Consider the following 21,612-nt stretch of genomic DNA (forward strand, 5'->3'; position numbering starts at 1 on the left):
ATGTATCAACTATTTTGACCGATATGCGATACTGGTGCACATGACACAAGAAGACACCTCTCCCCCGCTACACAACGATGCGAACGAGGGAACAAAGTGGCTGAACAGTCGCGAACAGCAGGTGTGGCGAGCGTGGATCAATGCCCACATCCACATCAATGCCGAACTAGCGCAGCAGCTGTCGGCGGAAACGTCCCTATCTCTGGCGGACTACGAGGTCCTGGTCCACCTTTCGGAAGCACCGGACCACCAGCAGCGAATCGTCGCACTGGCAAACATGATGCAATGGAGCCGTTCGCGCCTTTCGCACCAGATCACGCGCATGTCTAAACGCGGTCTTGTACGCCGTACAACTTGTGACGCCGACGGTCGCGGGGCCTACGTAGTCCTGGAACCCGCAGGCCTCGAGGCGATAGCCACCGCCGCCCCCGGCCACGTGGCAAAGGTGCGGGAGCTGGTCTTCGACCAGCTCAGCGACGCAGAGATTGAGCAGTTCTACGAAATTCTGGCGAAACTAAACGGGAAACCCTAGGCACTAGGCTCCTAGGTTCCTAGGTTCCGGCACTAAGGCATGGGGGAGATATCGCGGGCCATGTCGGAGAACTTAGAGAATTGCAGCTGGTTGGCAACAGTCACGGTGCCGATCGGGCCGCCACGGTGCTTAGCCAAGATAATGTCCGCCTCACCCGCACGCTCATGGTCGGGGTTCTGAGAATCAGGGCGGTTGATCAGCATAACCATGTCGGCATCCTGCTCCAGCGAACCCGATTCACGCAGGTCAGAGACACGCGGGAGAGCATCGTCACCACGCGACTCCACACCACGGTTCAGCTGCGAAATCGCGATCACGGGCACATTAACTTCCTTGGCCAGAAGCTTGAGCTGACGGGAAAACTCCGAGACCTCTTGCTGACGGGACTCCACACGCTTACCGGAGGACATCAGCTGTAGGTAGTCCACCACAATCAACTGCAGATCCACCTGTTGCTTCAAGCGGCGAGCCTTGGAGCGGATCTCCATCATCGTCAGGTTCGGCGAATCGTCGATGTAAATCGGCGCATCTTCAATCTCACCGATGCGCACCGTCAGCCGATCCCAATCATCGTCAGTCAACTTACCGCCGCGCATGGAGGCCAGGCGCACCTCCGCCTCTGCGGAAAAGATGCGCATCATCACCTCCGACTTGCTCATTTCCAAGCTGAATAGCGCCGATGCCTTGCCATGCTCAATGGAGGCAGACCGCATGAAGTCCAGCGCCAGCGTAGATTTACCCACACCGGGACGCGCCGCCACAATCACCATCTGTCCACCGCGCAAGCCATTGGTTAGATCGTCAAGATCCTTAAAGCCGGTGGGGATACCCATTTCGATGCCATCTTGGCTTTCCAGCTGCTCGATCTCCCCCACCGTCGATGCGACCAACTCCGCGAAGACCTCATAGTCCTCCTTCGCGGCATCGTTGGTGATGGCGAACATCTCCTGCTGTGCGCGGTCCACCACGTTGTCTACATCTGCACCCTCGGTGCCCGCATAGCCCAGCTGCACAATCGTGGTACCGGCCTGCACCAGGCGACGCAACGTGGCCTTCTCTCGCACAATCGAGGCGTAGTAGCCCACGTTTGCGGAGGTCGGAGTCTTTTGGATGATGCTATGCAGGTATCCCGCACCACCGATGAAACCCAGCACGCCGTCGCGGTCCAAGCGCCCGCCAAGGATGACTGGGTCGACTTCCTTACCCTCGCCGTAGAGCTGAAGTATGGCGTCAAAAATAGTCTTGTGCTTCGGCACATAGAAGTCATCGCCGACAAGGACTTCTACGACATCCGCGATCGCGTCCTTGTTGAGCATCATGCCGCCGAGCACACCCTGCTCAGCCTCCGGGTTCTGCGGCATCTCGCGGACGATCTGCTGGGTGCCCGAACCTCCGCGACGCCCACCGCGGCCACTGCCGAAGTCACGGCCGCCGACGAAATCCTGGGATCCGCCGAAGTCATCAAACGGCTCGTCGGGCAGCGGGGCGCCGTCGTCGAAGTTCATGCCTGCATTCTTGCTCATGTCGACCACTTTAGTGGCAGCACCGGACAACCTCGAACCCCGCCCTGTGCCCGCTTTTTGTGCTCACCCGCCCCGTGCGAGAACAACTTGTGAGGGCATTGCAAATCAAGTTATCCACAGGCACTGTGAATATACCTGTGGAGGAAATGTGCATAACTTCCAATAGCCCAGGACGGGTTGTGGATAACCTGTGGACAGCCAACGCCCTCACCTGCACTTTCTTCTATTATCGCAGGTCAGAGGCGTGTGACTGGTGTGAAAACCTCTTTTTTCATCGGTGGATAACTTGGGGATAAACAAACCTGCAGGCCAGGCGATTGCCCTTCTGTAAACGCCCAGGTCGCCTGAAAGTTCAAAATATTCACGTATTATTCACCTTCGGCGCGGAGTTTTGCACAGCCCTTATCCCCTCCTCAGACATTGCCTAATTTTCAGTTTGCTAAGTGGAAGCAAAATATTGGTTCTCCCACGAGACGTCGCCATCGTGAACTAGCCTGTTCCCCATGAACGCAACGCCCGACCACTCCACAGCCGACCAAACCTCCACCGCGACCACTCCCCTGCCCGCCCTCGCAAACGCTAGCGCCGAACACCCCCTCGACCTCCTTATCGTCGGCGCAGGCCTCTCTGGCATCGACATCGCCTACCACGTCTCCAAAAACTTCCCTTCCTGGAACTGGGCAGCCGTCGATTCCAACTACGACGTCGGCGGTACCTGGGCCACCTTCCAATACCCCGGAATCCGTTCAGATTCCGACATGGCCACGTTCTCCCTCCCCTTCAAGAAATGGCCACACAAGGGCACGCTCGGCTCAGGCAAGCAAATCCGCGACTACTGCCACGAAGCCGCCGCCGAAATCGGCATGCTCGACCGCCTACAACTGTCCACCTGGGTCGAAACCGTAAACTTCCACACCGACCGCGGACTGTGGGAGGTCACCATGCGCCTCGGTCGCACAGGCCGCGCAAACTCCGAAGGCACCGACGACTCCGGCCTCGCGCAGCCCACCCTCACCACGTGGACGCGCCGCCTCCACTTCGCCACCGGATACTACCGCCATTCGGAGGGCTTTACCGCGCAAATTGAGGGCGTCGATACCTTCCAAGGCACCGCCCTACACCCACAACAATGGCCCCGCGACCTCGACGTGCGCGGCAAGAAGGTTACCGTGATTGGCTCCGGAGCCACGGCAATTACGCTGGTTCCAGCGCTGCATTCGATGGGCGCGGACGTCACGATGCTGCAGCGAACTCCCACGTACATTGCCCCGCTGCCAGAGACGGACACGATCAGCTCCCTCGTCGGCCTGGGTCTCAGCACACAGCCGGGCACATTCGGCCATCGTTTGGCCCGCAGCCTGCATATTGGGCGCGACATGGCGCAGTACCACCTATGCCAGACATTCCCCAGCATCGCGAAGTTGGTGTTCCGGGGCTGGAATCGTCTGTACCTGCCCGCTGACGAGGTGCGCCGGAACTTCACTCCCCCGTATGGGCCGTGGGATCAGCGCGTCTGCAAGTCCCCCGGCGGCGACTTCTTTAAGGCCGTGCGGGGTGGGGCGCGAGTCGTTACCGACCACATCGACCGCGTTGACGCAGGTGGGGTGCGATTGCGCTCCGGCGGGTACATCGAAGCCGATGTTTTGGTGATCGCCACGGGGCTGCAGCTTTTGGCCTTTGGTGACGCCAACTTCTCCGTGGACGGCACTCCCGTACCGACCGAATCTCTGGTGGCTTATCGTGCCATGATGGCCAATCGCCTGCCGAATTTCTCGTACACCATTGGGTATTTGAACCAGTCGTGGACGCTGCGCGCGGATATGACTTCGCGCTATTTGGTGCAGCTGTGGAAGGACATGGAAGCGCGAGGCGAGCAGTGGGCTTGCCCGCTGTTGCCCGCCGGAGAGGCCGCTGACCTGCCGCTTTTGGAGATGTCCAGCGGCTATATTCAGCGGAGCGTGGCGACTCTGCCGCGTCAGGGTGCTGGGGATCCGTGGCGGATGGAGCAGGATTACATCAAGGAGCGGCGCACCTACACGGGCGCGGACAACAAGCATGACATGGCATTTGGCGTGGAGGCTTTGGAGGCTGCGGCGCCGCTGGCGGCTGGAGAGGGCGGCGGCGGTGCCGCTGAGCTGCGACAATAGCTCTGGCAGTGGTAGCCCTGGTTGCGGACACCGGCTCCGGCAGTGGTAGCCCTGGTATGCGGACCCTGGCTCCGGCTGTGGTAGCCCTGGTATGCGGCCAACAGCTTCGGCGGTGGTCCTTCCCCGTAGCATCAGAGGTCCTTCCCTAACCCCAGCGCGGGCGAGTTTGTGTGCTTCAGAACGGAAAATGTCGCTAGAACGGGAATCTATTAACCGCAATTGTTTTCATTAATGCAAACCCGCAGGTCACAGCGCTGAAGAATTTTCTAAACTTTTCAGCCGCCCGCCACATTCCCGATCTAACGACATTCCTGGCCCGCCGGAGCCCCTCCAGGCACCAAACCGGCCCCACATTCCCGACCTAACGACATTCCGGGCAAGGTTCGCCGTGGCGTCCAAAAGCCCCAACCTGCACCCCGGTAACGGAAAAGACCCCACGCATAGGTGCGTGGGGCCTTAACCTGCTGTTGTCTAAGTTAGAAAAGTTTTCTTCTGGTGCGTTCTAGTTATTGGCGCATCATCGCAGTTCAGGGCATTAAATCCGGCCGAGCCGCCGAAAAATCAGCCACCCGTGTTGTCTAGGCACGGGCAAAAGGGGCTCGCAGGAATGCCTTGCCCTGCCGGTCACCGGAAAACGGCGAAACCGGACAGTTGCGAACTTACGCGGAAACAACCTCGAAGCTCAGGGATGCAACGATGCCTTCGTGCAGCTGAACGTCCACAGAGTAAACGCCGGTTGCCTTAACATCGCCCTTGCGCAGCTTGATGCTGTGCTTGTCCAGGGAACGACCGTTGGCCTTCTTCACTGCATCAACAATGTTGTCTGCGGTGACAGAGCCGAACATCTTGCCGGATTCTGCAGTGCGAACCGAGATGGTCACGCCAGACAGGTTCTCCAGCTCTTCCTTAACCTCGCGTGCGTGATCCAGGTCGCGAATCTGTCGAGCTTCCTGCGCGCGCTTAATTCCTTCGATCTGCTTCTCAGCACCGCGGGTTGCAACGATTGCATAGCCGCGCGGAAGCAGGTAGTTACGTCCGTAGCCAGCCTTGACCTCTACGATGTCGCCGGGGACACCGAGGTTGTCAACGTTGGCGGTGAGGATCAGCTTCATGATCCAGCCTTTCGTTGTGCTTTGGTTCGACCAATTATGTTCAAAAAATTTAACGCTGACCAGCAGCTTTTAAGCCAACCGATCAGAATGGCGGTTCGTCGTCGCCATCACCAAATCCGGACTGTGGTGCAGAGTTCCACGGGTCATCGTCCATGGCAGCGTTGCGGCCACCGAAGCCCTGGTTGTTCTGTCCCCGATTACCTTGACCCTGGCCGCCGGCATTGCCGCCACCAAAGCCACCCTGGCCGCCAGCATTGCCGCCGCCAAAGCCACCGTTTCCACCGTTGCCCTGACCTTGGCCACCCTGGCCGCCTCCACGGAACGACTTATTAATGTCCGCAGTTGCGAAGCGCAGCGACGGGCCTACCTCTTCGACCTCAATCTCGAAGACAGTACGGCGCTCGCCATTGCGATCGTCGTAGGAGCGCTGGCGCAGACGGCCAGTCACGATCACGCGGTCACCCTTGCTCAGGCTGTTGGCCACGTTCTCGGCAGGTTGACGCCACACGTTGCAGGTCAAAAACAGCGGCTCACCGTCGACGAACTGACCAGCCTGCTGGTCGTAGCGACGGGGCGTGGAGGCCACGCGGAAGTTAGCCACTGCGGCCCCGTTGGGGGTGTAGCGCAGTTCCGGATCCGCAACGATGTTGCCGACCACGGTGATTTGGGTATCTCCCTGTGCCATGTTTCTTTCCTAACGTTGTGTGGTGACGTTTGGGCGTCAAAAAGAATAGAAGCCCGAAATGGTTACAGTGGTTACAGTGCTTAGGTTAATGGTTTAAAGGTGCCTGTACAGTCCGTTCGGAGCCTGCAGCTTTAAAAGCTACTGGTCCTTCCGCAGCACCTTGGTGCGCAGGATCTGGTCGTTGATGTTGAGCAGGCGGTCAATTTCCAGCACGGTAGCCGACTCACACTTCAGGTCGAGAACAACGTAGATGCCCTCGTCCTTCTTGTTGATCGGGTACTCGAGGCGACGCTTGCCCCAGATATCAACCTTTTCCACGGAACCGTTTTCCTTGCGGACAATATCCAAGTACTTGTCCAGCGACGGGGCAACGGTGCGTTCATCCTGGGAAGGGTCGATGATGATCATCATCTCGTATTGACGCACGGACCTCATCACCTCCTATGGTCTTGTGTTTCGGCCATACCCCTTTTGGGCATGGCAGGAGGGTCGTTGCGTCAGCAACTCTCTCAGCCTACCTGTTACCCCGCGTTTTAAGAAATGCCCCCTCGCGCGCTGCACACTCCCTACGCTGCGACGAATACCGCCAACCCCACCGGCACGATAGTCAGGAACAAGACGGCGAAGCTGAAAAGCGTCCATACCTGCTTCTTCGACTTGCCGTACATGAAACTCGCGAAGCTGCCGCCCACGCACAGGAACCCCACCAGCACACTCGCCATGGTGATGAAAATGGTCGTGTTATCCATCATTGCTCTCTTTCTTTTCGGCGCCTTTCTTTTTGACGCCAACTTCTCCGCCAGAACCATTCCCGTTCTCGCGCGCGGAGTGGTTGGTTGGCGCATCCGCAGGTTCCTCGGCCAGCACTCCGGCCAGCGGGTCACGGCCTCCGTGGGCCTCGCGGATCCGATCTGGGCTACGGCCCATGATCTCCCGGATGACCAGCACTGCCATGAAAACCAGCAAGCCAAGCCGGACGATAGTCACGGTATCGACTAGCCAGTACGGTGCCGCTTGGTTTGCGGGCAGGAACTGCCACATGCGCAGGTACCAATACACAGTCTCCAATGCCGCCCAGCCAAAGACCAATCGCCAGCGGGGGAGAGCCAGCACCAGCAGCGGCACCAGCCATATGGAGTACTGCGGGCTCCACACCTTGTTTGTAATCATGAAGGCCAGCGTGGCCAGGAACGCCACCTGGCCGACCCGCGGAGTGCGCGGCGCGGCGAAGATGACCAGCCAGGCTAAAGCCAGAAGTGCGATCAGCAGCAGTACGCCTGTCAGCAGGTTGAGAGTTTCGGCGCCTTCGACAGACCTGGTGGGAGAGACGCCGTTCCAGGCGTCATTACCTAAGATGTGCGCAATGACGGCATAGATGGTCGAGCCTTCCCAACCGCGTTCGGAGTTCAACTTGAAGAACTGCGACCAACCTTCCGGCGCGAAAACCATGATCGGCAGGTTGACGATCAGCCAGCTTCCGAAGGTCCAGCCGACCAGCTTCGCCAGCGGAACCCAGGCGCGTTGGCGCAGGCACAGCAGGATCAGCGCGCCGCCAATGAACGCGGGCCATAGCTTCAGCGCCACGCCCACGCCGGTAGCCACGCCGGCCCAGCCTGGGCGCCTATTGGCCCAGAAGGTGAGGATGGCGACGGCCGCCGCGCAGGCCAGCAAGTCGAAGTTTGTGAAGGCGTGGACGATGACCAGGGGAGAGGCTGCCATCAGCAGCGTGTCCCACACCCGGTTGCCGGTGAGTTTCGTCATCAGACCGGTGGCGATCAGCCAGAACAAAGCCAGGAAAAATGCGTTGACGCCAAAGTAGATCGCCGCAGGGGCTGCCTGCGGCAGGGGGAGGAAGTTCCACACGGCTTCCACGGGACGCGCAATTGCAGCCATCAGCCATTGGTACAGGCCCGTGAGCACGGGGTATTCCATGTACCGCGTGACGCCATCGTCGGTGAAGGAGGTGAAGTAAGGGAAGTCGAGTTTATCCAGCCCACGGCCCGCATAAAGGGAGACTGTGTCGGAGTAGCAGGCGGAGGTGAATTGGCGCTTCCCGGACCAGTCCACGTAAGGGTTGCCGGCACCGTCGAAGCCGGTGCGGATGCACTGTGCCTTCTGCAGCCAACCGAATATAAGAAACGTGGCTGCGGTGGCGAGCAGGACACGTAGGGGAGTCCACCAGTTCGCCCGGCCGATGAAAGCGTGGGCGCCGGGTGGGCCGCCGATGAAGCGGATGAATCCGCGGGCCATAGGCTCGGTGCGGGAGGGCAGTATGCGCTGCTCGGCGCGCTGGCCTGAGACCGGCTGCGAGTCCTGCTCCGCACGTTGGCCCGCGGCGATCGGTTTCCTATGGGTTGAGGATTCCATCGATCAGGTCTTGTAGATCATTGTTCTGCGGCGGGTTGCCACCCTGCGGGGCCGGGCGCTGCGGCGCGGGCTGCGGGGCGGGCTGCTGGGCGGGCGCCGGCGCGGAAGACGGTTCCGAAGCTTCCTGCTCCACCGGCTGCTCCTGAGCAGCCGCCTCGCCGCCCTGGGCTGATCCGCTACCCACGGAGCCACCGCCGCCGGAGGATGCGGCTGCACCGGTGCCGAACTGTTCGACCTCCTTGCCTTCCAGCGAGCGGTCCATCACACCCTTCCAGATCTGGGCGGGCAGGCCGGAGCCGTACATCACGCCGCCGTAGCTGTTGTGGATCGGCTTGCCCTCGGCGGTACCAACCCAGACTGCGGAGGACAGCTGCGGGGTCGAGCCAATCATCCAGGCGTCCTTATTCTCGCCGGTATCACCCAGCTGGGCCGTACCGGTCTTGGCGGCCGACGGGCGGCCACCGGCCAGTGTGTTGCCGTTGGAGTACGCTGCGATGGGTTGCATCGCCTGGATAACGCCGTTTGCGACTTCCTCGGAAACCACGCGGTCGCCGTCGTCGTTGGTGTTATCCAGCAGCACGTCGCCATTGGAGTTCTCCACCTTTTGTACGAAGTGCGGGCGGTGGTAGGTGCCACCGTTGGTCAGGGTGGCCAGCGCGGTAGCCATATCCAGTGGGCTGGACTGGTACATACCCAGCGTGATGCCCTCGGCAGGCTTGCCGTTTGCCTCCTGCAGAGTCTTGCCCACGCCCGGCAGCTCCTCGGCCACGCCCAGGCGGTGCGCCATGTCGGCCACGTCCTGCGGGCCGCCCTTCAGCGACTGGGTCAGGCGGATAAAGCTGGTGTTCAGCGACTGCTTCAACGCTTCGGCGATGCTGCATGTGCCGCAGCTAGCGCCACCAACGTTATTCACCTGCGCGTCACCGGTCATGACGGGGGAGGAGTCGAACTGGTCGTAGATGCTTCCGCCCTGGTCCAGGTACGCAGCCAGTGCCAGGATCTTGAACGTAGAACCAGTCTGCAGACCTGCCCCGGCGAAGTCGAATCCCACCGGGTCATCGCCGCCGTACCAGGAGCGCACGCCGCCGGTCTTCGGATCCACGGAGGCCACGGCCGTGCGCAGGCCTTCCTGCTGGCCCTCCAGCTTCTTGTGGATCTCGTCCACCGCATCCGCTTGCATCTTCGCGTCAATGGTGGTGGTGATCTTCAGACCACCCGTATTCACCTGTTCCTCAGTGATGCCCGCGCGCTCAAGCTCTTCGATCACCTTAGTCTTGATTAGCCCGTTAGTTCCCACGGCTTGGGTACTTTCCGCGGTTTCCGCCGGGTCCTTCACCTGCGGGTACACGGCGTTCTTGCGATCGACTTCCTTCATGGCACCGATCCCCACCATTCCGTCCATAACGTAGTTCCAGCGCGATTCCGCACGCTCGCGGTTCGTCCACGGATCCAGGCCCGAAGGCGCCTGGATGGTCGCGGCTAGTACTGCGCCTTCCTCCGGCGTGAGGTCCTTGACGTCCTTGTCGAAGTAGGCGTGGGAAGCCGCACTGATGCCATAGGCATTGCGGCCAAAGTAGATGGTGTTCAGGTAGGCCTCGAGGATCTCGTCCTTCGACCATTCACGAGCCATCTTTGCGGAGATAACCAGCTCCTTGGCCTTACGGCTCAAGCTGAACTCGTCGCCGACCAGCGCGTTCTTCACGTACTGCTGGGTAATGGTCGATCCACCACCAGCACCCTCACGGCCCAATACCTGGCCGACCGCCGCGCGGGCGAAGCCGGAGACGGAGAAGCCTGGGTTGCTGTAGAACTCGCGGTCCTCGGCGGCCAGCACGGCCTGGCGAACCGGCATTGGGACCTCGTCCAGTTTGACGTTCTGGCGGTTGCCCTCCGGCGGCACGATGCGCGCCAGCTCGGTGTTGTTATCGCTGGCCATGATGTAGGAGATCTGGTTGTTCACCAGCTCTTCCGGCTCCGGCACCTTCGTCACCGAATACGCCGTAAAGAATGCCACCAGCGGCACAATAATCAGCACTGCCATGACGGCCGCCAGACCCGCGAAGAAGTTTCGCAGGGTGCGCTTATCGCGCCAGCTGCGCTTCTTGCGCGTCCTTGCCTTCAGCTTTCCATCGCCCACTGAGCGGGATCCATTCTTCTTCACGCGAGTCTGTGGTCCATTCTTGTTAGGCCCATTCTTGTTGGGCCTGTTTTGGCCGTTGTTCTGCGGCCTCTTTCTTTGTGACGCCGCCGCCCCCGCAGCACCAGCCCCAGCGCCCGCTGCGGCTGCAGCTCGGCGGGGACCACCGGACTTCACCGGCTTGGTACCACGACGCTGCACAGGCTTGCCCTGTGCTGGGCGGCCCTGTGCTGACCTGCCCTGCACTGGACGGCCTTGTGCTGGCTTGCCATTCGCAGCCCGGCGCTTGCCGGGCTGGCCAGGCTTAGCAGGCTTGCCGGGCTTACCCGACTGACCCTGAGCGGGGCGACCCCGCGTGGGCTTAGCGTGCGCGGGGTTGCCGTTCGCGGCCCTGCGCCTGCCGGGCTGGCCGGGCTGGCCGGGCTTACCCGACTGGCCCTGGCGAGGCCTACCCGGTTGGCCCGGCTTCCGCTGTCCGCCCCGGCCAGCACCGGAATTTCCGGCGCCATCGCGGGAGAACGGGTTCTTGGACGGCTTGTCGCTACTCAACTAGACGAGTCTCCTGGTTGTCGATCGTGATCCCGATCAGCTCTTCTCGGATCAAGTGATTCCATCTACACTTCATGCACACTTCAACGGTGTGTATCGAAAACTCAGCATCCTGTTGCACATTCACTAGCGCATCAATAACACCATTGATCTCTCTTACACTACGCGCTGTACCCGACTTTTCACCTAATACATCGCCGTGAATCCACAGCGTTTCCCTTAAATCAGACTTTCCACACACCGGACACGGGCGGTCGACTGCCTGGCCTAGAACCTCCGCAGACGAAAGGAGCCGCGGGGTGGCGTCACCAACAAAGCGCTCGGCCCCACGCACCTGAGAAAGAGTGCGACGGCGATCGAGCGACCTATCAATAACCCTTCGCGAAATCGACACACCCATATTCTAAACACGACCCAGACAACCCCCACCCCGCGCAAGCTTGATCGATACACCAGCCCCGCTTGATCGGTAAACCTGCCGACGAAGAACGGTTTTTACCTGCCCACGGCCTAGCGTTGTCCGCATGACATCTAAGACTTGCAACATCGCAATCGTGGGGCTCGGCAACTGCGCGTCCTCATTGATCCAGGGAATTCACCTCTATTCTGACGCTGCCGCGACCGAGAACGTCCCCGGCCTCATGCACACCCAGTTCGGCCCCTACTCAGTTGGCGACGTGCACGTAACCGCTGCCTTCGACGTGGACGCCGACAAGGTCGGCAAGGACGTCTCCGAGGCCATCGATGCGGGCATGAACTGCACCATCAAGATCGCCGACGTCCCCCACACCGGTGTGACCGTGCAGCGCGGTCACACCTTCGACGGCCTGGGCCGCCACTACCAGGAGAGCATCACCGAATCCGACGCAGAGCCCGTCGACGTGCCGCAGGCCCTGCGCGACGCAAACGTAGACGTGCTGGTCAGCTACCTGCCCGTCGGCTCTGAGGAGGCCGACCGCTTCTACGCACAGTGCGCCATCGACGCAGGCTGCGCCTTCGTCAATGCCCTGCCGGTGTTTATCGCCTCCGACCCAGAGTGGGCCGAGAAGTTCCGCGCAGCTGGCCTGCCGATCGTCGGCGATGACATCAAGTCCCAGGTCGGCGCCACCATCACTCACCGCGTGCTGGCCCGACTCTTCGAGGAGCGCGGCGTGCGCCTGGAGCGCACAATGCAGCTGAACGTCGGCGGCAACATGGACTTCAAGAACATGCTGGACCGCGACCGTTTGGAATCCAAGAAGATCTCCAAGACCCAGGCCGTGACCTCCAACCTGACGGAAAGCCCGCTGGCCGGCAAGGTCCACGACCGCAACGTCCACATCGGCCCGTCCGACTACGTAGAGTGGCTGGACGACCGCAAGTGGGCATACGTCCGCCTGGAGGGCTCCGCCTTCGGAGAGGTGCCGCTGAACCTGGAGTACAAGCTGGAGGTCTGGGACTCCCCGAACTCCGCGGGCATCATCATCGACGCTGTGCGCGCCGCGAAGATCGCACTGGACAGGGGAGTGGCCGGCCCGGTTGAGGCGGCCTCCAGCTACCTGATGAAGTCCCCGCCGACGCAGCTGCCGGACGATGTCGCCCGCGCGCAGCTGGAAGAGTTCATCAACGGCGCCTAGGCGCTGACTAACGGGCCTAGAAGGGGGTTGGGAGACCGCCGGGAGTGTCGGTGCACGCCTTTGCAACAGTGGGCGTCACCGGCACTTGTTTTTATCCGTAGGGGGCAAAACAGCCTTGCTAGGCGACCCTCATGAGCATTTACTTGCAAAACTGTTGTATTTTAGTACCTATGGCTTCCACACCTCTTGAAATTGCCAAGAAACTGCGCCTCCCGTTGACGCGCCTGTACCTGTTGTACTTCCGCCAAACGGAGAGCTCGCACATCAGCATGGCGCAACTGTCGATCCTCATGATTCTCGAGGAAAACGGCCCAATGCGCATCAGCCAGATCGCGGCCACCGAGACGATCCGCATGCCCACCGCCTCCAACGCGGTCAACCAGCTGGAGACGATGGAACTGGTCACCCGCGTGCGCGACACCTCCGACCGCCGCGGTGTGAGCGTCGCCCTCACCGACAAGGGTCGCGAGGAGCTCGATCGCCTGGGCGAAGAGCGCGCCGAGCAGCTGGCCAGCATGCTGGACAGCCTCAGCGAGGAAGAACTCAAGGAAGTTGCGGACGCCACCTCTGTCATCGAACTGGTTCTGCGCCGCTACACTGAAGCTATAGAGGCAAAGCTGAACAACGACCAGCACTAAAGCTGGAGCTAGCGAGCAATTTTCCTTGAGCAACACCCCTAAGCCCGTTAACCCCCTCCGTCTACTCCTCACGTGGCGCCCTGAATCTGCAGGTGACGAGGCCGCACAGGTCGCCGCCTGGATCGGTCGCACGGAAACCATCGCCCTGCGCACCGCCACGGTCATCTCGCGCTCCTGGACGGCGCAGCCGGAACTGGAGTTCGACAGTTACTCGGAGTGGATCGAAAAGGAATCCAAAGCCGTCTCCTCCGCGGCGCAGAAGGCCCTCGCCCTTGCCAAGCTGCCGGAAAAGATGCTGGACGCCGAACCCTCCACCGTCACTGTTGATCACTCGGAAACGAAGGCTCTTATTGACGCCGCCGCCGAGTTCAACGCCGACATGATGGTCTTGGGCTCCCACCCCGCCGCGCCGCATTCTCGCTTCCGAATCGGCTCGACGGCTGATGCACTGCTGCACTACGCCCCGCTGCCACTACTGCTGGCTCCGCGGACGCCGAAGCTGTCGAAACGTGGCGTCACTAGGGTCAATTGCAGTTACATCGACACCGACCAGTCGCACGAGGCCCTGCGCCGCGCCGCCGACCTGGCGCATCGATGGAATGTTCCGCTGAGGCTGGTGGCGTTTAGCCCACGTGGGGCGACGATGTACCCGACGGAGACGGAGTTCATCGACAACTCGGACATGATGGTCGAGTGGCGCGAGCAGGCACTGGCGCTGTTGGACCGTGGCCGGGATCGTGCCCTGAACAGGCACAGCGACCTGACCGTGCAAATGGAGGTCGGCAGCGGCTACGGCTGGTCCGGCGCGATCAACGCCCTCAAGTGGAAGAAGGGCGATCTGCTGGTGATGGGATCCAGCACGCTGGGTGGTTTCCACCGCGTGTTCATCGGCCCGTCGACGAACCAGATTCTGCGGCACAGCCCGGTGCCGGTACTGCTAAGCACTGTCTAAGCACTGTCTAGCGCTCTGCCCATCGCCCGGGGCGGCGGCGCGCCAGGTTCCGCGCTGCCTAGCCTGCCTCCCCGCAGCCAGCGCGCTTTCCCGCTGTCCAATGCGCCACAGGTTCCGCTTCGCCACTCGTCGCTTGGCGGACTGCCGCGCAACGGCCGAGCTCGCGCGATGTGAGAACGCACGCGCTGTGAGAACTCGCGCGGGTTCTGATTACGCAGCAGGAAGTGTAGATTTGAGGTCATTATGAGCAATGATGGTTTGAACAACGGCCCCTCACCTGCTGATAACCCGGACCCTTCCTCCCAGCCCGAAAGCTCCCATCTCGAAATGTCCGAGCTGGATCGTCCCAGCGCCCCCTCTGAGCTGGACTACGAAGCCGACCCATTGCTCCGCCTCGAGCGCAACAATAGGTCCACTCGCCAAGCGATTTGGTTCTTCGTCGGCATCATCGTGGCCACCACTTTGTCCGCGATCCTGGTCTGGATTGCATCCAAGGTCATCGGCGGCCCTTATTGCGAGGCGGACTCGTCCGCGCAGCTGTGCAGCCGAACCTTCCAGTTGTTGTTCGCCATCATTCCCACCTCCGTGGCTTTCTTTGGGCTTTTCGGCTCGGCTTTCATTACCTATTACAAGTGGAAAAACCACCAGCGCTGGCGCCCATGGGTGGCGGTGATTTGGTTCATCATGCCGTTCTGCATGGCTTGGATCACGTCAGTCGGCGCGTACATGCTTCTCGATCACGGCCTCTAGATCCTCTAGTTCTCCAACCTCCGTATCACTTCCACGAGCTCCGCGCCTCACTTCCCCCAGCCTCGCCTGGTCTCGCGGGCAGTGTCCCAAATCTTCCACTTTCGGCAGGTAGCATCTGTGGAGCATAGAGTTTGCAAACTTCTGACCTGCAGGAATAGAAACATATAAAAACAGAGTGGAAGATTTGGGACAATCATCCCCGGAACTTCCCGCCCTTTGACCAAAACCAGCCTGCAGAGTGTTCCTATTGACGTGCTCCTATTGACGCAACTCGGAGGGACATCTATCCAAGAGCTCAATCGGGGCGATGTCCCAAATCTTCGAGTTATTGAAAGTAGAGAGTTTGAAGCTCAAAATGGCAACGCTCTGACCTGCGGAAATAGAATAGTTATGTTTTAAGACCTGGAATTTGGGACATTTGCCCCTCGAGCGGAGCTGCAAGTCAGCGGGAGCGGCGGCACAGCACCGGCCGCCGCCCCGTATAGAGTCCCCGTGCGAACCCAGTTGCACCAGCACCGCGACGCCCCGGAGCCCGGGGGCGCAGCGTGGATTTACCGACACCGGGGCGGGCCGCCGCCAGCCACCCCGGGGGCCCAGCGGGCGCGCCAACACGCACCCCCCAGCGCGGCCGTTACTTCGCGACGATATTCACCATCTTGCCGGGCACCACGATGATCTTCGCCACCGTCTTGCCCTCGATGTGCGAAGCAACATTCGGCTCCTCCAGCGCAGCAGCCTCAATGTCCTCCCGCGAAGCATCCGCCGCCACGTTAATGCGACCGCGCAGCTTGCCCATCACCTGCACTGGCAACTCAATAGTGTCATCCACCAGCCACTTTTCATCCCACTCGGGGAAGGACTCATAAGTAATACCCTCGGAGTGGCCCAGGATCTCCCACATCTCCTCGGCGATGTGCGGCGCCACCGGCGACAGCATCTGCACCAGCGGTTCCACGGCTGCCCGCGGAGCCTGCCCGGCGGAGTAGGTTTTCGTCAGGTAGTTCACGTACTCAATCAGCTTCGCTACAGCCGTGTTGTCGCGCAGCTCTGCATAGTTTTCGTGAACCCCCGCGATGGTCCTGTGCAGGGCTTTTAGGTCTTCATCCGTGAGGGCGTCATCGCTCACAGAACCCTTACCCGTGTTCTCGTCGACGGCGAGGCGCCACGCGCGCTGCAGGAATCGCTGCGCGCCGACCACGTCCTTCGTAGCCCACGGCCGCGACGTGTCGAGCGGACCCATCGCCATCTCGTAAACGCGCAGGGTATCCGCACCGTAGTCGTCGCAGATCTCGTCGGGCGAGACCGCGTTCTTGAGGGACTTACCCATCTTGCCGTATTCCTGGAATACTTCTTCTTCCTTTGTGACGCCCTCAGCATCATCCGCCTTGCGAACCCAGAAGAACTTACCGTCGCGTTCGGTGACCTCCTCCGCGGGAACGTACACGCCGCGGGAATCCGTGTAGGCGTAGGCCTGGATGTAGCCCTGGTTGTAGAGGCGGTAGTAGGGCTCGAAGCTAGAGACTACGCCGAGGTCGAACAGCACCTTGTGCCAGAAGCGGGCGTATAGCAGGTGCAGCACTGCATGCTCCACGCCGCCGACGTACAGGTCCACGCCGCCGGAGGGGCGGCCTTCGCGCGGGCCGACCCAGTAGCGCTCGTTTTCAATGTCTACCAGGGCATTGTCATTGTTCGGGTCGATATAGCGCAGCTGGTACCAGGAGGAACCTGCCCACTGCGGCATGACGTTCGTGTCGCGGTAGTAGGTCTTTTCTCCGTCGCCGAGGTCCAGGGTGACTTCGACCCAGTCCTTGGCCTTGGCCAGCGGGGGCTGGGGGGCGGAATCCTTATCGTCCGGGTCGAAGCTGACGGGCTTGTAATCCTCCACTTCGGGCAGCTCGACGGGGAGCATGTCTTCCGGCAGGCCGTGTGCCGTACCGTCTTCGTCATAGACGATGGGGAAGGGCTCGCCCCAGTAGCGCTGGCGGGCGAACAGCCAGTCACGCAGCTTGTACTGGATCTTGCCGCTGCCTACACCCTTGGATTCCAACCACTCGATGGCTTTGTCGATAGCTTCCGCCTTGCCCAGGCCGTTGAGCTCCAGGCCGTCGGAGTTGTTGGAGTTGATGTGCGGGCCGTCCTCGGTGAAAGCCTCGGTGAGCTCGGCGCCACCCTGCTCGCCTGCGCCAGCCTCGGCGCCCTCCGGCGCCAGCACCGGCACAATCGGCAGCCCGAACTCGGTGGCGAACTCAAAGTCGCGGGAATCGTGCGCGGGCACAGCCATGATCGCGCCGGTGCCGTAGCCCGTCAGCACGTAGTCAGCGATGAAGACCGGCACCTGTGCGCCGTTCACCGGGTTAGTAGCATAAACGCCCAGGAAAACGCCCGTCTTCTCCTTGTTCTCCTGGCGCTCCAAGTCCGACTTGGCGGCGATTGCCGCGCGGTATGCCTCCACCGCGGCGGCCGGGTTTGCCTGGCCGTAGGTCCACCGTGGGTCGACATCCGTGTAGGCGTCACTACCCGAAGAAGAATTACCGGACTGCGCAACGAGCGTATCCACCAGCTCGTGCTCCGGGGCCAGCACCATGTACGTCGCGCCGAACAGCGTGTCCGGGCGCGTGGTGAACACGTCAATGTCGTTGCCCAGGCAGTCGAACGTGACCTCCGCGCCGCGCGACCGGCCGATCCAGTTGCGCTGCATGGACTTCACCTTCTCCGGCCAGTCCAGGTACTCCAGGTCGTCGATAAGCCGGTCGGAGTACGCGGTGATGCGCATCATCCACTGCTGCAGGTTCTTGCGGAAGACGGGGAAGTTGCCGCGCTCCGAGCGCCCCTCCGCCGTGACCTCCTCATTCGCCAGCACAGTGCCGAGGCCAGGGCACCAGTTCACCGTCGAGTTCGAGCGGTAGACCAGGCGGTAGCTATCCAGGATCTCCTGCTTCTCGGCGGCGCTGAGATCCGCCCAGTCGGCGCGCTCGGCAGCGAGCTTTTCCTCCAGCTCCTTAATCGGGCGAGCCTTGCCCAGGGTGCCATTGGCGTTTTTGGCCTCCGGGTCAAACCAGGAGTTGTAAATCTGCAGGAAGATCCACTGCGTCCAGCGGTAGTAATCCGTATCCGTGGTGGCGAAGCTGCGGCGCTTGTCGTGGCCCAGGCCCAGGCGGCCCAGCTGGCGCTCCATGTTGGCAATGTTGGCCATAGTGGTGGTGCGCGGGTGGGTGCCGGTCTGCACAGCGTACTGCTCGGCGGGCAGGCCGAAGGCATCGTAACCCAGCGTATGCAGCACATTTGCGCCCTTCATGCGGTGGAAGCGCGCAAACACGTCCGTACCGATGTAACCCAGCGGGTGGCCCACGTGCAGACCCACGCCGGAGGGGTAAGGGAACATGTCCTGGATAAACTTGCGGTCCTCCGGCAGCTCCGCGCCCGGCTCCGCCAGGTCGCCCGTCGGGTTCGGGGCGTTAAACGTGCCTTTGTCGGCCCAGTGCTTCTGCCACTTGGCCTCGATCTTGGCCGCAAGGCCTGGAGTGTAGCGGTAAGAATTGTCTTCAGTGCTGCCGTTGGTCATGTTTTAACAGTCTAGTAGGTCGCCCGGACAGGGCAGGTTATTGCGTTTGGCTTGTTGACCACCTGCGGTAATAGACTGTTTCACATGATCGTATTGACCATTGTGTTGGTAATCGTGGGCCTGGCCTTTTTCATCGCAGGACTGCTGGGGGCTGTGGGGAAGCTGCCGGGCAATCCTGTCGTTGGCCTGCGAGTTCCGGAGGTTCGCAAGTCTGAGGAACTCTGGAACACCGCGCACCGGATCGTCGGTCCTGCCTGGATGGGCGCCGGCGCAGCGTTTATGGGCGCCGCGCTGATCACCCTGAAGGTCAGCGGCTGGATGTGGCTGATCTTTGCGCTGTTGCTGGTTGGAGCTGTTTTCTTGATCGGCTTGGGCTCTGCGTTGGGCGCCCACACCGTCGCCCGCCTGGACGCCCGCGCCGCCCAACTCGAGGCCGCCAGTTCTTCCTGTTGCTCTAGCGGTGACGCCACCTCGGACTCCTGCTGCGGCGATTCCAGCGAGGCAAACGGCGCTTCCGGCGCTGGCAGCGACGGCGCCGTAAGCGCGGAGGCGTGCGCAAGCGGCCAAGCGTGCGGAAGCTGCTCGCTGAATGGCTCTTGCCAAGGCGGTGGCGTGGACTGGGAGGCCGCCCAGCGGGCCGCCTCGGCGCAAGATTCAGCCCAGAACCCAGCGTAGAATCCAGCGCAAAACCCCACACAGGCCTAGCCCCCGACCCCCGTCGGGGGCTTTTTTCCTGCCAGCCTTACGGTTCCTCAAGGGCCAATGTCCCAAATCGTCGAGTTATTGGAAGTAGAGGGTTTGAAGCTAAAAATCGCGGTGCCCTGACCTGCGGAAATAGAATAGTTATGTTCTAAGACCTGGAATTTGGGACATACCCCCTTCCAACCGGCCACCGCCACCCCAAAGATCCCCAGTTCCGCACCCGCTGCCCCAGCTCCACTGCACTCGCCGCCCCTGTTCCACCGCGCCAGCTAACCCAGTGTTCTTCAGTATTCTGGGGAACCATGAGAGACTCCAACGCCACCGTCGTCGTATCCGGCACCACCAACGTCGACACCTTCGTCACTGTCCAGAACTTTCCCCAGCCAGGGGAAACGACCATCGCAGAACCCGGCATAGAGGGGCTGGGCGGAAAGGGCGCTAATCAGGCGGCAGCCTGCGCACACATGGGCGTCAATACCGTGCTTTTGTCTGCGGTAGGCAACGACCCCCAGGGCGAACTCGCAATCACAGAGCTGCGCGAACACGGCGTAAACACCGACTACATCGTAAGTAGCCGACAGCCAACCGGTCGGGCGTTCATCATGAATGACCCGAGTGGCGAGAACATCATTATCGTTACCTCGGGCGCGAACGAGCTGGTCAGCCCTGCCCAGCAGCGTGAAACCGTTGAAGAACTACGCCGCCAGGGGCCCGTGCCGATTGTGCTTGCACAGGGTGAACTGACCCCCGAGCACAGTGCGGAGCTGCCGAAGCTGGTGGAGAACTCGGACTCCCGGCTGGTGCTAAACCTCGCACCGGTAACCACACGCGACCCCGACCTGCTGGCCGCCGCCGACCCGCTGGTGTTAAACGAGGGCGAGGCCGCCGCGGTGCTCGACGCCGCCCCCGGCACGCCCATCGAGGAACTGCTGGATCGCCTGCGCCACATCGCTCGCTCTGTGGTGGTTACCTTGGGGCAGCGCGGAGCCATGATTGTGGAAGGTGACGCCGAACCGGTGCACATCCCCGCCGTTTACGTCGAGCGCGTCGTGGACACCACTGGTGCAGGCGATGCGTTCTGCGGCACGCTCGCGGCAGCGCTGGCGCAGGGGGAGAACCTGGTGGATGCGTGCACGTTGGGCGCGGCCGCCGGGGCGCTGGCCACGCAGAAGCGGGGCGCAGCTGGCAGCTACGCGACCGAAAACGAAATCCGTCGACTAGGAGAAGCATAAATGACTCAGAAGATCATCCTGGACTGCGATCCGGGGCACGACGACGCAATCGCCATGCTCCTAGCCTGGGGAAACCCTGACCTGGACCTGTTGGCGGTCACGACGGTGGCGGGCAACCAGACGCTGGAGAAGGTCACCAAGAACGCCCTGGCACTGGCTCGCGTCGGCAACATCACTGGCATTCCCTTCGCCGCCGGAGCAAACCGTCCGCTGGTGGCGCCGCAGATCATTCCGGAGGAAATCCACGGGGACAGCGGCCTGGACGGCCCGCAGTTGCCCGCCGCCGGAGCCGAGCTGGATTCACGCCATGCGGTGAACCTCATTGCGGACCTCATCCGCGACAACGAGCCGGGTAGTGTGACCCTCGTCCCCACGGGAGCGCTGACTAACATCGCTCTTTTTGCCCGCATGTATCCCGAGCTGGTGAAGCGCGTGGGTGGCGTCACCCTGATGGGTGGTGCGCACCACGCGGGCAACATGACTCCGAGCGCCGAGTTCAACATCCTGGCCGACCCGGAGGCCGCGAAGATCGTGTTCGGCGCGGGTTGGCCGGTGACGATGGTCGGGTTGGACGTCACACACAAGGTGCTGGCCACGCCGCAGCGGATGGCGCAGCTGGCAGAGGTCGACACGGACGTGGCGAAGTTCATCGCGGAGCTTGTGGAGTTCTTCGGCGGTGCGTACATGAAAGAGCGCCACTACCCCGGCCCACCGATGCACGACCCGCTGGCCGTCGCAGCCGTGGCAGACCCGCAGGTCGTGCGCACAATCCTGGCGCCCATCGACGTGGAGACCAAGGGCGAGCTGACGCGCGGGGCGACGGTCGTGGACCTGCGGCGCACCTGGGGTAGCCAGGATGGCGGGCAGGACCCGACGGCGCTGGGCACGGCGGATGATTCTGATTTTGACGCCACCGCGTCCGCCACTGCAGCGGATGCAACCGGCACGACCGGCCAGCCTGGTGCAGCGGGCGCAACCCTACACACCCGCGTGGCTGTAGACGTCGATGCAGAACGCTTCTGGAACCTGCTGGTCGACGCGCTGCAGCGCATCGGAAATACCGGCTTCTAAAGAAGCTCTTCGAGAGCTCTATGCGGCTTTGGGCGGC

General features: G+C 61.7%; 18 protein-coding genes. 9 read left to right on the top strand and 9 right to left on the bottom strand.

Annotated features, from left to right (window positions below; genetic code table 11):
- Positions 1 to 40: 40 nt before the first annotated feature.
- A complete protein-coding gene (locus CJEIK_RS11100) occupies positions 41 to 532 on the top strand; it encodes a MarR family winged helix-turn-helix transcriptional regulator (protein WP_005292468.1) in 492 nt (163 codons plus the stop codon).
- A gap of 32 nt (positions 533 to 564) precedes the next feature.
- Here CJEIK_RS11100 and dnaB read toward each other — a convergent pair whose 3' ends face one another.
- Positions 565 to 2,055 carry a replicative DNA helicase gene (dnaB, locus tag CJEIK_RS11105; RefSeq protein ID WP_005292471.1) on the bottom strand — a complete coding sequence of 497 codons (1,491 nt, stop codon included), beginning with the start codon at positions 2,053 to 2,055 and terminating at the stop codon, positions 565 to 567.
- Positions 2,056 to 2,558: 503 nt separating this feature from the next.
- On the opposite strand from dnaB, the gene CJEIK_RS11110 reads away from it, so the two are divergent.
- The gene (locus CJEIK_RS11110; protein ID WP_005292473.1) at positions 2,559 to 4,202 is read left to right on the top strand and encodes a flavin-containing monooxygenase; all 1,644 of its coding nucleotides are present in this window, start codon (positions 2,559 to 2,561) and stop codon (positions 4,200 to 4,202) included.
- Between the two features lie 659 nt (positions 4,203 to 4,861).
- Here CJEIK_RS11110 and rplI read toward each other — a convergent pair.
- The 7 genes from rplI to CJEIK_RS11395 all read right to left on the bottom strand — a co-directional run bounded on the left by rplI (position 4,862) and on the right by CJEIK_RS11395 (position 11,452).
- Entirely contained in the window at positions 4,862 to 5,314 is a 453-nt protein-coding gene (gene rplI / locus CJEIK_RS11115; RefSeq protein ID WP_005292476.1) for a 50S ribosomal protein L9, read from the bottom strand.
- 82 nt (positions 5,315 to 5,396) lie between these two features.
- Positions 5,397 to 5,999, bottom strand: a complete 603-nt coding sequence (locus CJEIK_RS11120; protein WP_005292478.1) for a single-stranded DNA-binding protein — start codon at positions 5,997 to 5,999, stop codon at positions 5,397 to 5,399.
- Positions 6,000 to 6,137: 138 nt separating this feature from the next.
- Positions 6,138 to 6,425, bottom strand: a complete 288-nt coding sequence (rpsF, locus tag CJEIK_RS11125; protein WP_011274321.1) for a 30S ribosomal protein S6 — start codon at positions 6,423 to 6,425, stop codon at positions 6,138 to 6,140.
- A gap of 140 nt (positions 6,426 to 6,565) precedes the next feature.
- Complete coding sequence (locus tag CJEIK_RS11130; protein WP_011274322.1) at positions 6,566 to 6,748, bottom strand: hypothetical protein; 183 nt, start codon at positions 6,746 to 6,748, stop codon at positions 6,566 to 6,568.
- On the bottom strand, positions 6,741 to 8,366 hold the full coding sequence (locus CJEIK_RS11135) for a glycosyltransferase family 87 protein (protein ID WP_005292484.1): 1,626 nt from the start codon (positions 8,364 to 8,366) through the stop codon (positions 6,741 to 6,743). The genes CJEIK_RS11130 and CJEIK_RS11135 overlap by 8 nt, the downstream gene beginning before the upstream one ends.
- Positions 8,347 to 11,052, bottom strand: coding sequence for a transglycosylase domain-containing protein (locus CJEIK_RS11140; RefSeq protein WP_115597308.1), 2,706 nt, complete (start codon positions 11,050 to 11,052; stop codon positions 8,347 to 8,349). The genes CJEIK_RS11135 and CJEIK_RS11140 overlap by 20 nt, the downstream gene beginning before the upstream one ends.
- Positions 11,045 to 11,452, bottom strand: a complete 408-nt coding sequence (locus CJEIK_RS11395) for a DUF5318 family protein (protein ID WP_005292487.1) — start codon at positions 11,450 to 11,452, stop codon at positions 11,045 to 11,047. The genes CJEIK_RS11140 and CJEIK_RS11395 overlap by 8 nt, the downstream gene beginning before the upstream one ends.
- A 124-nt stretch (positions 11,453 to 11,576) precedes the next feature.
- On the opposite strand from CJEIK_RS11395, the gene CJEIK_RS11145 reads away from it, so the two are divergent.
- From CJEIK_RS11145 to CJEIK_RS11160, 4 genes are all read left to right on the top strand, one after another.
- Complete coding sequence (locus CJEIK_RS11145) at positions 11,577 to 12,668, top strand: inositol-3-phosphate synthase (RefSeq protein WP_005292489.1); 1,092 nt, start codon at positions 11,577 to 11,579, stop codon at positions 12,666 to 12,668.
- Positions 12,669 to 12,838: 170 nt separating this feature from the next.
- Complete coding sequence (locus CJEIK_RS11150) at positions 12,839 to 13,306, top strand: MarR family winged helix-turn-helix transcriptional regulator (RefSeq protein ID WP_005292491.1); 468 nt, start codon at positions 12,839 to 12,841, stop codon at positions 13,304 to 13,306.
- A gap of 25 nt (positions 13,307 to 13,331) precedes the next feature.
- Entirely contained in the window at positions 13,332 to 14,258 is a 927-nt protein-coding gene (locus CJEIK_RS11155) for a universal stress protein (protein WP_005292493.1), read from the top strand.
- Between the two features lie 243 nt (positions 14,259 to 14,501).
- Positions 14,502 to 15,008 (top strand): hypothetical protein, encoded by a 507-nt coding sequence (locus CJEIK_RS11160; protein WP_011274326.1) that lies wholly within the window; start codon positions 14,502 to 14,504, stop codon positions 15,006 to 15,008.
- Between the two features lie 631 nt (positions 15,009 to 15,639).
- Here the strand turns inward: CJEIK_RS11160 and CJEIK_RS11165 are convergent.
- On the bottom strand, positions 15,640 to 18,570 hold the full coding sequence (locus tag CJEIK_RS11165) for a leucine--tRNA ligase (RefSeq protein WP_005292496.1): 2,931 nt from the start codon (positions 18,568 to 18,570) through the stop codon (positions 15,640 to 15,642).
- Positions 18,571 to 18,654: 84 nt separating this feature from the next.
- Between CJEIK_RS11165 and CJEIK_RS11170 the strand changes: the two genes are divergently transcribed.
- The 3 genes from CJEIK_RS11170 (at position 18,655) to CJEIK_RS11180 (ending at position 21,575) form a co-directional block, all read left to right on the top strand.
- A complete protein-coding gene (locus CJEIK_RS11170) occupies positions 18,655 to 19,245 on the top strand; it encodes an SdpI family protein (RefSeq protein ID WP_005292498.1) in 591 nt (196 codons plus the stop codon).
- A gap of 329 nt (positions 19,246 to 19,574) precedes the next feature.
- Positions 19,575 to 20,504, top strand: a complete 930-nt coding sequence (locus tag CJEIK_RS11175) for a ribokinase (protein WP_005292500.1) — start codon at positions 19,575 to 19,577, stop codon at positions 20,502 to 20,504.
- Positions 20,505 to 21,575 carry a nucleoside hydrolase gene (locus CJEIK_RS11180; protein WP_005292502.1) on the top strand — a complete coding sequence of 357 codons (1,071 nt, stop codon included), beginning with the start codon at positions 20,505 to 20,507 and terminating at the stop codon, positions 21,573 to 21,575.
- The last annotated feature ends 37 nt before the right edge of the window (positions 21,576 to 21,612 follow it).

Source organism: Corynebacterium jeikeium (assembly GCF_028609885.1).
In the GTDB taxonomy this organism is placed as follows: domain Bacteria; phylum Actinomycetota; class Actinomycetes; order Mycobacteriales; family Mycobacteriaceae; genus Corynebacterium; species Corynebacterium jeikeium.